At 43.2% G+C, this 13176-nt stretch carries 10 protein-coding genes and 1 pseudogene; 7 read left to right on the top strand and 4 right to left on the bottom strand.

Features of this window, described 5'->3' with window-relative positions; translation table 11 throughout:
• Positions 1-198: 198 nt before the first annotated feature.
• Positions 199-2556, top strand: coding sequence for a GUN4 domain-containing protein (locus EWV60_RS19130; RefSeq protein ID WP_287234062.1), 2358 nt, complete (start codon positions 199-201; stop codon positions 2554-2556).
• A gap of 589 nt (positions 2557-3145) precedes the next feature.
• The gene (locus EWV60_RS19125; protein WP_287234060.1) at positions 3146-3547 is read left to right on the top strand and encodes an endonuclease domain-containing protein; all 402 of its coding nucleotides are present in this window, start codon (positions 3146-3148) and stop codon (positions 3545-3547) included.
• A 363-nt stretch (positions 3548-3910) separates the two neighbouring features.
• Here EWV60_RS19125 and cobA read toward each other — a convergent pair whose 3' ends face one another.
• From cobA to cbiT, 3 genes are read right to left on the bottom strand one after another with little or no spacing between them, the layout of a single operon-like run.
• Entirely contained in the window at positions 3911-5428 is a 1518-nt protein-coding gene (gene cobA / locus EWV60_RS19120) for a uroporphyrinogen-III C-methyltransferase (RefSeq protein ID WP_287234058.1), read from the bottom strand.
• 54 nt (positions 5429-5482) lie between these two features.
• The gene (locus tag EWV60_RS19115) at positions 5483-6400 is read right to left on the bottom strand and encodes a phosphatidate cytidylyltransferase (protein ID WP_043997242.1); all 918 of its coding nucleotides are present in this window, start codon (positions 6398-6400) and stop codon (positions 5483-5485) included.
• A 42-nt stretch (positions 6401-6442) separates the two neighbouring features.
• Positions 6443-7033: a precorrin-6Y C5,15-methyltransferase subunit CbiT gene (gene cbiT, locus EWV60_RS19110; RefSeq protein ID WP_002732225.1), complete on the bottom strand. Its 591-nt coding sequence runs from the start codon at positions 7031-7033 to the stop codon at positions 6443-6445.
• A 683-nt stretch (positions 7034-7716) separates the two neighbouring features.
• Here cbiT and EWV60_RS19105 point away from each other — a divergent pair.
• The 5 genes from EWV60_RS19105 to EWV60_RS19085 all read left to right on the top strand — a co-directional run bounded on the left by EWV60_RS19105 (position 7717) and on the right by EWV60_RS19085 (position 12581).
• Entirely contained in the window at positions 7717-8481 is a 765-nt protein-coding gene (locus tag EWV60_RS19105; protein ID WP_193977469.1) for a PD-(D/E)XK nuclease family protein, read from the top strand.
• A gap of 632 nt (positions 8482-9113) precedes the next feature.
• Positions 9114-9803, top strand: coding sequence for a J domain-containing protein (locus EWV60_RS19100; protein ID WP_002753577.1), 690 nt, complete (start codon positions 9114-9116; stop codon positions 9801-9803).
• Between the two features lie 74 nt (positions 9804-9877).
• Entirely contained in the window at positions 9878-10489 is a 612-nt protein-coding gene (locus EWV60_RS19095) for a DUF3611 family protein (RefSeq protein ID WP_002733490.1), read from the top strand.
• Between the two features lie 2 nt (positions 10490-10491).
• Complete coding sequence (locus EWV60_RS19090; RefSeq protein ID WP_002753579.1) at positions 10492-10833, top strand: DUF565 domain-containing protein; 342 nt, start codon at positions 10492-10494, stop codon at positions 10831-10833.
• A gap of 200 nt (positions 10834-11033) precedes the next feature.
• Positions 11034-12581, top strand: coding sequence for a mercuric reductase (locus tag EWV60_RS19085; RefSeq protein WP_287234055.1), 1548 nt, complete (start codon positions 11034-11036; stop codon positions 12579-12581).
• Positions 12582-12744: 163 nt separating this feature from the next.
• On the opposite strand, the pseudogene EWV60_RS19080 reads toward EWV60_RS19085, so the two are convergent.
• A pseudogene (locus EWV60_RS19080) lies at positions 12745-13059 on the bottom strand (type II toxin-antitoxin system VapC family toxin); the annotation flags it as partial.
• Positions 13060-13176 lie beyond the last annotated feature (117 nt).

Below are 13176 nucleotides of genomic sequence, written 5' to 3'. Positions count from 1 at the left end.
CACCCCCCTTATCAAGGGGGGCAGGGGGGATCGGCACCCCCCTTATCAAGGGGGGCAGGGGGGATCGGCACCCCCCTTATCAAGGGGGGCAGGGGGGATCGGCACCCCCCTTATCAAGGGGGGCAGGGGGGATCGAACCCAAAATCTATCTTCAATAGAGTTCTAATATAATTAGAAGAGGTTGATCAAAGGGGGTTTATGGACGATAAAACCACAAAGCCGGAAGAATCCGAATCTGAAGAGAAAAAAGAATCAGATTTTGACCAGGAAAAGGAACAGGCTCAAGTTTGGACGGGAAAAATCACTGCTTTTGTTGCCCATCAACTCCGAACCTCCGCTCCTTCCCTTCCAATTATCGGGGGTAGCATTACAGGTATCTTAACTTGGCTTAGTCAACATGACACGGTTAAGGCGATTATTGTCGGGGGAGTCACCTTTATCGTCACGGGCTTTTTTACCTACGGATCAGCCTGGAGTAAAGCGTTTTTAGAAGTGGCAAGAACCAAAGGTAAAAATCATGGTAAAGGTTCAGCTTTAAGCTTTTTTGTTTGGCTAGACAAAGGACTGGAAAAAATACGTTGGCAATTAGCTAATCCTGACGGGAAATATTTAATTAAATTACGGGATTCAGATTGTCGTTATGATGATATTGAAGGGATTGAAGATACAATCTTTGGTTTTTCTACTCCGGAACTGGAAGAAATTTTTATTAATTTGGATCTGACTCAATTGGAACTGCGCTCAGAAGAAGAGTCTAAAGGTACGGGGGATGATATTTGGGATTTATTGCGACGGGCTAAAAAGAGGACAAATTTACGGTTGTTAATTCTGGCTCCTGGTGGACGAGGAAAAACAACTTTATTGCGTCATTTAGCCTATAACTACGCTCTAAAACAACCGAAACAAAATGCACCTTTTTTAATTCCTGTCTTTTTACGTTTACGGAGATGGCAGGAAGTGATTACCACCACAGAAGGATTAGATTTACCGACTTTAATTGAGCGACATCTTAAACAAGATATTTCTCAAGAATTAGATTTACCTCAGAACTGGGCTAAAAGTCATTTAACCCGTCAGCGAATGTTAGTGATGTTTGATGGTTTTGATGAAGTTAAACCCGAATATGCCGAAAAAATCAGTCAATGGATTGGCAAACAGTGGCAAGATTTTCGCCAAAACTATTTTATTTTAACTTCTCGTCCGAAAGGCTATCAAGCGTTTAGCTCTGAGCATAAACCTCGGCAAAAGGTGTTTATTAATGAATTTACCGATAAAAATATTCGGGATTTTGTGTATAAATGGTATTTCTGGCAAGAGCAGGAAACCAGAGTTAGCAGAAGTTTAAAAGCTAAACAAGAAGCTGCCGATAATAAAGCAAAGGATTTAATTAATCAGTTATTTGCTCTCGATGATTCCGGGGAAAGTTCTACTCTATTAGCCTTGGCGAGAAATCCCTTAAATCTGAATATGATAGTACAGTTACATCGGGCAAACTTTGGCTCGGGACAAAAATTACCTCAGCAACGAGTGGATTTATTTCGCCGAATTTTTGATCTGCAATTGATCACTCGCCCTCAAGCTAGGGGCATTGATATGATTTTAGATAATAATGAGGAAAATCATCGTCAACTGGTATTGCAACAGTTAGCCCTGAAAATGGGAAATACAACCACGATTGAATATTCAGAATTACTGAGTTCTATACAAAATTTTATTCAGGAATTGGGTTATCCTGAAAGCACTTCGGCTAAGGATTTTGTAGAGCGGTTAATTCATGTGAGCGAGTTAATTTTGAAAAAGGATGAATACTATGAGTTTGCCCATAATCTTTTTCAGTCCTATTTAATTGCTTTGGAGATTAAACGGTTAAAGCAAGAAAATTTACTCAAGGAAAATTGGGAGCAAAATCTCTGGTACGAGGCTTGTATTATGTATGCCACTTTATTGATTAATCCGACTGATTTTATTGTGTATTTCTATAATAAAGAAGATAATCCTAAAGCTCAGGGATTAGCGGAGCGATGTTATCGAGAATTACCTGTTAAAAAACGTCGAGGTTTGGAATTTTTAGAACAAAAACGACAGACTTCTCTCTTTACCCAACTAGAAACCTATCTGAAAAATGGCCAATGGCGCGAAGCCGATGAAGAAACGGCGCGGTTAATGTTGTTAATTGCTAAGAGGGAAGATGAAGGCTGGCTAGATGAAGAAAGCATTAACAACTTTCCCTGTGAGGAATTACGCACCATTGACAAGCTCTGGGTAGATAATAGCGGCAGCAAATTTGGCTTTTCTGTGCAGAAAAAAGTCTGGCTGGATTGCGGTGGTGTCCTAGGGAAATACGATTATGAGGTGTATAAAAAATTCGCTGACGGGGTGGGTTGGCGCAGGAGCGGAGACTGGTTGAGCTATGATCAGCTAACTTTTTTATTAGAGGGTAGTAAGCACGCACACCTACCGTCACCTTGGTGGAGGGTCGTGGGGCGCACACCAGGGGGGGGGGTTGGTCGCCGCTTGTGGTGGAGGGTATCTCTTTTCTCGCGCAGCGACTTGTAACCTGTAATATATCACAGACTTATACATCTTAAACCAGTAAAAAGCCCCCCTTATCAAGGGGGGTTGGGGGGATCAAATTCAACCAGTAAAAAGCCCCCCTTATCAAGGGGGGTTGGGGGGATCAAATTCAACCAGTAAAAAGCCCCCCTTATCAAGGGGGGTTGGGGGGATCAAATTCAACCAATAAAAAGCCCCCCTTATCAAGGGGGGTTGGGGGGATCAAACCTCAAAACTGCCCCCCAAAATTCCCCTGCTAACAGCAAAACTTATCAACAATAACACCTGATTTTTTAATAAAAAAACGCAATCGCTTTAAGTTTTATCCCCCCGCCTACGACTCCTTGATAAGGGATATTATAGCGGTTCTCACCTCTGGGTGGCACAGTTAAACCTTTGCTGATTAAGCTTTTCAACATTAATAATGTACCTCGTGCGAACAGAAAACGCTATATATGCTAAACTTATTAGTTGAAAAATAATCTTTCTTTTTTTAATAAATAAAACTGCAATCACGTTAAGTTTGATCCCCCCAACCCCCCTTGATAAGGGGGGCTAAGTACGGTAACATGACTAACCAGAAAGTAAGCTTATGGAATTAACCAATCATCATCATCTACCCTACAATCCCAAACTCGTAGAACGAGCCAAAGAACTCCGTAAAAATATGACCAAAGCTGAAAGAAAACTTTGGTATGAATACTTAAAAAATTTTCAATATAGAGTTCATCGTCAAAGACCGATTGATCAATTTATTGTTGACTTTTATTGCCCCGAATTAAAATTAGTGATTGAAATTGATGGTGATAGTCATAATAGGGAAGATGCTCAGAACTATGACTTAGAAAGAACCCAAATTTTATCAGGTTATGGATTAACAGTAATCCGCTTTACTAATCAAGAAGTTTTGAGTAATTTTGAGGGAGTTTGTGGAGTAATTGGAAGTTTGATCCCCCCAACCCCCCTTGATAAGGGGGGCTTTGATCCTTCTTGATAAGGGGCTTTGATCCCCCCAACCCCCCTTGATAAGGGGGGCTTTGATCCTTCTTGATAAGGGGCTTTGATCCTTCTTGATAAGGGGCTTTGATCCTTCTTGATCCTCTAAGGGGCTTTGATTCTCCCAACCCCCCTTGATAAGGGGGGCTTTGATCCTTCTTGATAAGGGGGGCTTTGATCCCCCCAACCCCCCTTGATAAGGGGGGCTTTGATCCTTCTTGATAAGGGGCTTTGATCCTTCTTGATAAGGGGCTTTGATCCCCCCAACCCCCCTTGATAAGAGGGGCTTTGATCCTTCTTGATCCTCTAAGGGGCTTTGATTCTCCCAACCCCGGCTGCCGCAAATACGGCGGCGAGGATGTCAGGTCTTACTCCACTCGATTAAAGCGTTAGTCAATCCTTCTAGGGTATATTCTCGCGCCTCGATATCAACACGACCAAATAACTCTTGACAGGTTTTTGAAGTTTGCGGACCGATAGAAGCCAGACAAACTTTTTCTAAGAGGGAATTAACCGATAATTCTGCCGTTTCTTGTTCCAATAACCGATAAAAATTCTGGACGGTTTTGGAACTGGCAAAGGTGACTATATCGACTTTCCCCTCTCGAAAGGCTTCCCAGATGCCACTATCCATGCGTGCCGGACATCCGGAATAATATGCGGCCACTTCCGTCACCTGACCAGCTTTGGCCGTTAATTCCTTAACTAATATCTCTCTCCCTCCCGTTTCCACGCGAGGAAAGAGGAATTTTTGCCCCTTAATCGGGTCGGGAAACTCGTTTACCAAAGCATCAGCGACAAAATCCCCCGGGATAAAATCCGCTTTTAATCCCCGTGAGTGCAAAACTTGGCTGGTTTTTTTGCCCACCACGGCGATTTTTACAGTCGCTAAAGCCCTAGCATCTTTTCCCCAAAATGTCAAGCGATCGAAGAAAAAATTAACAGCATTGGCAGAAGTTAAAATCAGCCAATCAAACTCTTTTAACTGAGCGATGGCATCGTCTAAACCTTGCCAACGGTCGGGGGGACGAATCTCTAAAGCGGGCATTTCCAGGACTTCTGCGCCTTGATTTTGCAAAATTTCGCTAAATTGACTCGTTTGCTCGGCGGCACGGGTAATAACAATAGTTTTACCGCCTAGGGGTGGGGGAGAGGACATAATCGCCAGATCCACAACTTGACCAATGACCATAATAGAGGGTGAGAGGGACACCCCGGCGGTTTGAGCGAGAATATTTTCTAAGGTGCCGCGCCAAATTTGTTGATCCTTGCGTCCCGCCTGACGGATAATAGCGATCGAGTCGTGAATATTCCGCCCATTTTGGCATAATTTCTCGATAATTTGCCCTAAAGACTGACCGGCCATCAATAGCACAAGTGTATCAATTTTAGCTAAAGCTGACCAATCGAGAGACTCGGGATCGTGAGCGCTCAAGACCGCAAAACAGCGACTAATATCCTTTTCCGTCAGGGGAATTCCAGCCAATAAAGGAGCGGCTAAAGCGGAGGAAATACCGGTTATCAGTTCAAAATCACAGCCTGCCTGCTTTAGGGCCAACATTTCAGGATATACTCGCCCAAAAACCCCCGGATCACCACTTTTAAGCCGAATAACTCGTTTTCCCTCTTGACAATAATTAACCAGTATCCGATTAATCTGATTCTGCTCGGCCCCGGGTTGTCCCCCCCGTTTGCCAACATCGACTAAAACACAGGTTTTCGGCACTAGGGAGAAGATTTGACTATCCACTAGGGCATCGTACAGCAAAACCTCGGCCGTGGCTAAAATTGCTCGCGCTTGCAGGGTGAGAAAACTACTCTGACCGATTCCCGCACCGAGAAGATAAACTTTACCCCGGGGATGGACGACTGCTGACATAATCGCAAATTTGAGTTTAATCTTTAATCTAGCACTTGGAGAAGATGCAAATTACTAACGCAACCAGGGCAGCAGTAAAGTGACGAAATAATATACTAGGGGAGCGGTGAAGACATAACTATCAGTGCGATCGAGTATACCACCGTGACCGGGGATTAACTGCCCGGAATCCTTGACCCCAGCATCGCGTTTCATCATCGATTCGGTCAAATCGCCCAATAAACTGACAATACCAATTAATAAGCCCAAAAATAAGCCCGTCAGCTGCCAATAGGGCCAATCTAAATACCAAGCACCCAAATCGGCCACCGCTATACTGCCTAAAATGCCAAAAAAGGAACCTTCCACGGTTTTTTTGGGACTAATCAGCGATAAACTGGTTTTCCCTAACCATTTTCCCATGATATAAGCTCCGATATCGGCGGCCCAAATACAACCGAAAGCTAGAAAAGTCACCGTCAAAGCGGCCGGGAATAATTTCGGTTCCATCCACGATTCCGGCCAATATCCCATCAGGGGTAAGTTACTGGCCATAGCCACGGGACCACTTTCGGGAGAAAAACCGACCCGTAAACGAATCCAATAACTGGGTAAGTAACCACCGTAAAACAGACCGAGAATTGAGGTGGAAATGTCGGCAATTGTCGCCATTTTTGGCTGAAAGAGCAGATAAAAACAAATTAACGCTCCGGCCAGGGGAAACATGGCATCGGTGAGGGGGGCTGCCATAGTTGCCGTCAGTAGTAATAATTGGGAAACTACGAGAGTGGTTTTAGCGGCCGGTTCAATGCCTTTAGCGCGAACTAAGCGAAAATACTCTAATTGTCCCAAAAAGACGATAACACCGATGCCGAGGGTGAAATACCAACCCCCAACGATAATAATTCCCAGTGCGAAGGCAATAGCAAAAATAGCGCTGACAATGCGTGGCCAAGGCATGGTTAATCCAGAGAAGTTAGGCGGCATTGTCATAATTATATAGATTAAGAAAACTTTATGGAAGGTTATCCCCAATTAAAGTTTATCGCCGCTCAGGATAAACATGGGATCAACGGCGGCAAAAACTTGGTGAATACCCCTAGTTTCTAGGCGATTTACTGCCGCTTGGACAATCTCGATATTACGCGCCTGTAAATTAGAAAAACCTTCGGAAAATTGATAGAGGGTTTCTAAATTATTGGCCGTAGCCACGATGCGGCCATTGGGTTTCAGGTATTGCCACACTTCTTGCAGGACCGATTTAATCGGTTTGCCGCCCTCGATACAGACGCGATCGGGTGCGAGGGATATATTGGGCAGACAATCGGGTGCGCTGCCTTCAAAAACGGTGACATTTTTTACCCCGAAGCGATCGCAATTACGGCGGATTAAACTGGCCACTTCTTCATCCCTTTCAATGGCAATAATCGGACTATTGGGGCATAATAAGCCAATTTCAACGGGAATAGTGCCGGTTCCTGCCCCTATATCCCAGAAAACCCCCCCATCACCTAACCGCAAAGCGGAAATCATCAATAATCTCACCTCGCGTTTACTCAGGGGAATCCCGGGTAAACGTTCAAACAGTTCATCGGGAATACCGGGGGTTTTATATAACCAAGTCATGGGGGATCAATTATTGAGAAGCTTCACTACCAAGCATTATTATATAAGTTTGTCAAATTTTCTTTATTAAGTAAACAGGGACTTTTATAGGCATAAAACCCTGATTATAGCTCTAACAAGCTATTGTCTGTCATTAAGCTAAGACGTATTTTAACCCCCGATCCTTAGATTAGGTCAATCTCTCCCAATCCCTTTACTGTTGCAACACTGCCACAGTGCCTCATCTCAACAAGCAATTTAAATACGCGGGCAGCTGATCTTAATGATGAGATAGGAAGTTTTTGTTTTGGCGGGTCAGTCCTCGGTCGTTAACACCAAATTAGGTTACACTTCATCTTTATGGGAAAGGCCGTCATGATCCTTTTTCTTAAGCATAGATTGTCCTAATCAATTTCTTTTGGTATTGTCTATCAAATGTTACTAAATACTCTGGCTATTCAACCTTCCTAGCATCTGTCAGCCAAAAACCATAGACTAACTCCTGTTTTATCAACGATAACTCTAAGTAGCTGGTTATAATTAAATTAAAAATGGATTTTAGGTTCGATCCCCCCCGCCCCCCTTGATAAGGGGGGTGCCGATAGGCGGGGGGATCTACCCTTGATAATGGGGGTGCCGATCCCCCCTTAATCCCCCCTTAATAAGGGTGGCATCTGAAAGTTTTTAATACCTATCTAGTTATCATGTCTAATATCTATCGTCTTGCCCAGGGCCATTTAAACCTATTGGAAACCTGTCCACCGAGATTTCAAAAAGTCTATCTAGAGCAACTTAACACACCGGCTGACCCTGGGCAATTGGAGAGGCAAGAATGGGGCAGTCAGTTTCACCTATTATTACAGCAGCGGGAATTAGGGCTACCGATCACGTCCTTATTACGCGAAAATGAACAGTTAGAACATTGTTTAACAGCCCTATTAAAGGCCGCCCCAGCAATTGCCCAAAATCCGGGAGAAGCTAATCGAGAAGCGGAACATTGTCGCAGTTTAACTGTGGGTAATTATTTATTAACGGTTATCTATGATTTAATTTTACTAGAGAGCGATCGAGCGGTAATTTTTGACTGGAAAACCTACTTAAAACCTATCGATGCCGACAAACTAGCCAAAAATTGGCAGACGAGACTTTATCTGTATGTGTTGGCAGAAACTTCTGCTTATCCTCCTGATAGTTTATCGATGACCTATTGGTTTGTGCAGTTACCCCGCAACCCCGAACAAATTACTTTTAACTATAACCAGAAACTACACCAACGGACAGGACGGGATTTACGCCGTTTATTGAAGGATCTCGATCGCTATCTATTAGCATACCAAAATGATTTAGTCGATTTTCCCCATCGTCCCGATTGTCAGCTTCATTGTCCCTATTATCTTACACAAGAGCGATCGGGCCAAATAGACTTACCCTCGATCGAGGATATCCCTGAAATCAATCCTTTTGTCTAATTATTGCCAATTTTGTTAGATCAGAATTATAAATTCTCAACTCTGAATTCTGAAGATTATTTTTATTTATTCTCCCTTCTCCCCCACTTCCCACTTCCCACTTCCCCACTTCCTAATTCATACTTTGTGCTTTTTGTCAAAAAAACTTTTTCTTTGTAATAAAACTACATAAAAAAAAGATCATCGTTGTGGGTGAAATTGACTAATTTACCCGTCTTAATTAGGATTACCTTGTAGGTGTGGCAAGGGTTTCAACCATTGCTGTCCAAAAAAGCACAGAACAGCCCACTATGAAATTCTATCAAATCGCTGTAACCATTGTAAAATCGTTGTTAAATAAAAATATTTCTCAATTAATTCTTAAGAATTTATAAATATTGCGGAATGTTAATTTAAATATTCTCAAGTTTTCGGAGTCAATAGATAATTTTTGCTTATCTTTGTCCAACATGGGGTTAGAAGTCAGGAGTCGGGAGTCAGAAGTCAGTATTCAGGAGACAGGAGATTATTTTTATGTATTCTTCCCACACCCCACACCCCGCCTCCCCACTTTCCCACTCTCGACAATTCCCCTTCTCTGCCGCGTTAACCATGGTCGATAATAATAAAAGACAGATTGATCGCTTGCGCTCATGACCGGCAACCACTACCAAACCTTAGAAATCAGCTATAAATCGACCCCTGACGAGATTAAACGGGCCTATCGGCGTTTAGCCAGACAATTCCATCCCGATAGTCAAAACGATAGTGCCAGTCACGATAAAATCGTCGCTATTAACGCCGCCTACGAGATCCTAAGCGATCCGAGACTAAGAAAGGACTACGATAACCAACTAATCGCCAATTCTCCCGAAAAACGCGCCCAACGCACCGCCACCGCCCAGGCAAATTACCATCGTTACAAAGAAGCAGTCCAGGAAGACGAAGCCCTGGTCAAACAGTGGTATAACCAGACCTATAGCCCGATTAATCGCCTGATCGGTCAAATTATCCGACCCCTAAAAGGTCAGATCAATCACCTATCCGCCGATCCCTTCGATGATCAGTTGATGGCTGTTTTTCAAGACTATCTAGAAACCTGTCGCCAAAATCTCGATCGAGCCAAAACCCTCTTTTCCCAACGGCCCAACCCTGCCAAAATGGCCAAAGTGGCCGCTTCTCTTTACTACTGTCTCAATCATCTCACTGACGGACTAGAAGAATTAGAAACCTTTACCCTTAACTACGACGATCGCTCTCTCCACACCGGTCAAGAAATGTTTCGTATGGCCCAGCGTTTACAGGTAGAAGCTAAACAGATAGCCAGTCAGTGCCAAAATTAAATCTCTAGCCATGGACAAAAAAAAAGACGAAAATAGATCAGGACCAGATTTACCCAATCCCTAGCTTAACCCCGATGAGAGACAAACAATCAGAAATTACCAATATATCCACCCCTAGAGATTCTGATCTTTATTCCTTGCCTCCAGCCGTCCAACGGGCTGCTAATATCCTTTTACGTCAGGGAAGAATCGGTTTTTGGACGCAGATTGTCCTAGGCGTAATTTCAGGGGTTTTATTGCTCATTGCTACCGCTAGTTTATTAGGGACGAGACAACGCACTTCCGGTATTGAAATCGGTGTTTTATGTGCCATTGGTGGGGCTTGTTTCTTGGTAGTTGCCATTTTCTTTTCCTCTCGTTACATGAAAATTGCCCGTCAAATGTTGGGGGGTGATCAAGATAGTCGCCCGAAAAAATCCGATACTATTCAATTAATCCGTCAGGGTTTAATCGCTAATATTATCGGGATGTTTTTAACAATTTTGGGAGCGCAAGCCTTGGCGGGAATCGTCTTAATTAAATCCCTCAATGTTCCTCAAGGCACTTTTAATGTTGCCTCTAACCCCAGTCAATTTGTTAATTCTGTTGACCTGTTAATTGTGCAGGCTAATACTAATACAATTCTCGCGCACTTTACTGGTATTGTTACCTCTTTGTGGCTTCTTAATCGTATTACTTCTAAATAAATATGACCATGCAACGCACCCGTTTAAGTACGCTGGCTAATGTCACCAGCAGTCGATTTAATAGCTTTTTTGGTAATCCTTGGCGGCGGATTTCCCTCCAGATAATTTGTGTTTTATTTGGAGTTTTTTCTGGGCAAGCAATTGTCACTACTGCTGGCCAAACTGCTCAATGGGATGTCACCGCTGCCGGTTTATTACTGCTGTTTACGGAGGCGACTAGCCGGATTGTTTATCGAAAAAGTTCCCAGGCTAAACCAGCACCGATTCTGCGAGAATCTTTCAATTTACTAAAAATTGGTATCACCTATAGTTTATTTCTAGAAGCCTTTAAAATTGGCTCTTAAATCCCCAATTGAAAAATAAAACGCACGACTCCTTAAGAGTTGACAGAGAAAGGCTCATCAGGTTTTGTCGGATTAATACAACAACAACTAACATAGAACCAAGAAACTTACTCTACCAACTTGGTCAAGAGGGAAATTTATTGACTATAAACTACAGAATAAAGGCGGTAACTGCGCCTAGGGAGTCGAGGTAGTTCACTATGTTTCAAAATAGCTCCAGTGAAGTTAGTATTCTCCCCATGGACGAACATAATCAAAAATTAGTTAATTATGTTCATCCTGCCGATTGGCTCAATCCCCAACCCCAAGATTGTTATGATTTAGTCGTCATCGGTGCGGGTACTGCCGGTTTAGTTGTAGCGGCGGGGGCGGCGGGTTTAGATATAGGTTTAAAAGTGGCTTTAGTGGAAAAACACTTAATGGGGGGAGATTGCCTCAATTTCGGTTGTATTCCTTCTAAATGTCTGATTCGTTCCTCTAGAATTATCGGGGAAATTGAGAAAGCCAAAAAATTAGGAATTGATATTGGAGATACTAGAGTAGATTTTGCCAGAGTAATGACCAGAATGCGGCAAATTCGCGCCGATATTAGTCATCATGATTCGGTGCAACGTTTCCAAAAACTAGGTATCGATGTCTTCTTGGGTAGCGCTCGTTTTTTAGGACAAAATGCCGTGGCAGTGGCGGGAAAAACTCTCGCTTATAAAAAAGCCGTTATTGCCACTGGTGCTGGGGCCTTTCATCCCGATATCCCCGGACTAAAAGAAGCGGGATTTTATACCAATGAAACAATTTTTTCCCTCACAGAATTACCTCTCCGATTAGCTGTTATCGGTGGCGGGCCGATTGGTTGTGAATTAGCCCAAGCTTTTCAACGGTTAGACGCACAGGTGATTTTATTTCATAATCATTCCCATCTTTTGAATAAAGAAGACCCAGAAGCAGCCGAAATTATTGAGAATACTTTCCTGCGGGAAGGAATGCAATTAATTCTCTCTTGCCAAATTGAACGGGTGACAAAAAATGAGCAGGGTAAAACCATTGAATATACTAGCAACGGTCAAGGAGCAACTATCACCGTTGATGAGATTTTAGTCGCTGCTGGCCGGGTGCCTAATGTGTCAGGATTAAATTTAGAAGCGGTGGCCGTGGAATACGATACTCGTCGGGGAGTCAAAGTTAATGATTATCTGCAAACTACTAACCCGAAAATTTATGCTGCTGGAGATATCTGTATGGATTGGAAATTTACCCATGCTGCCGATGCAGCCGCCCGTATTGTGATTAAAAATACTCTCTTTTCTCCCTTCGGTTTCGGACGCGATAAGCTCAGTAATTTAGTTATGCCTTGGGTCACTTATACCGACCCAGAAATTGCTCGTGTGGGTATGGATGAAACCCAAGCACAGACCCGGGGATTGGTCACTAATACTATTAAAATTCCTTTGAGTATAGTCGATCGAGCTATCGCTGATGGCGAAACAGCAGGTTTTTTAAAAATTATTCACAAACAAGGTTCCGACCAAATTTTAGGAGCCACTATCGTCGCCACCCACGCCGGTGAGATGATTTCTGAAATTACCACCGCTATGGTTGCTAAAATCGGATTGAGTAAACTCTCTACTGTTATTCATCCCTATCCCACCCAAGCGGAAGCGATTAAAAAGGCCGCCGATGCCTATCGTCGAACTCTCTTGACTCCTAATAGTCAAAAACTCTTGGAATTGTTGAGTAAATTATCCCGTTAAAATCAATGATTGCCACCGGAGAACTGCGGCAGAACTTTGAACAATTCTGGCGGGAAGCAGCCGCACAGTTGGGAAACGCCCAATCCCTCACCGAACGGAGGCCGGGGAAATGGCAGGAGTACCAGTTGGAGAAATACCAACCCCTGACGCAGCTCTGCCCTTTTTAGAATACAAGTAAACGGTGAAAACCTTCTTGCTCAAAATGGCGATCGGTGGTTAATGCTTCATTAATATTGAACTGACGCATCAATAAAAAGCTAACTGCATCACATAAGGAATAAGTCTTATCTTGCCGTGCCATCAATAGTTTGACCGCAGCACGATGTAAAGGCTCATCTATCCAAACTGTCTCGATATCTGGATTTTCTAGCAAATCGGTGATAAATTCTAGGGTAGCTAAACGCGGGTAACGCCGAACTTGAGCTAGAGCAACTAACTCTGCTAAAACGTAACTGTGGGTGATGCTTTTACCTGCACTATCTAGGGTTTGCTGAAAAAGTCATTGAAAAGTACAGGTCTCTTAATCAATGATTTCACTTAGCTACAAGCATAAGCTTTAGTTGTTGATTAATTTTTAAGTCATAACTTATCCTAA

Source organism: Microcystis sp. Msp_OC_L_20101000_S702 (assembly GCF_007095705.1).
Taxonomy (GTDB): Bacteria; Cyanobacteriota; Cyanobacteriia; order Cyanobacteriales; family Microcystaceae; genus Microcystis; species Microcystis ichthyoblabe_A.
This window is presented reverse-complemented; position numbering and strand designations above follow the sequence as displayed.